1 protein-coding gene is annotated in these 216 nt (G+C 46.3%); it reads left to right on the plus strand.

From position 1 onward, the window contains the following. Positions 1-32: 32 nt before the first annotated feature. Positions 33-216, plus strand: a 184-nt coding sequence (locus ACG916_RS21720) for a thiolase family protein (protein WP_512700223.1), incomplete at its 3' end; no start/stop codon positions are given.

Consider the following 216-nt stretch of genomic DNA (forward strand, 5'->3'; position numbering starts at 1 on the left):
TGACGCGATACCGGCTTAAGGATATAGACAACATGAAAAACGCTTACATCATAGATGCCATCCGTACCCCATTTGGTCGTTATGCCGGTGGTCTTGCACCAGTCCGTGCTGATGATCTTGGTGCTATTCCAATTCAAGCATTGATACAACGTAATCCAACAGTAGATTGGCAACAAGTCGATGATGTGATTTATGGCTGTGCCAATCAGGCCGGTG

The sequence above is a fragment of the Acinetobacter legionensis genome, from assembly GCF_048552295.1.
Classification (GTDB): Bacteria; Pseudomonadota; Gammaproteobacteria; order Pseudomonadales; family Moraxellaceae; genus Acinetobacter.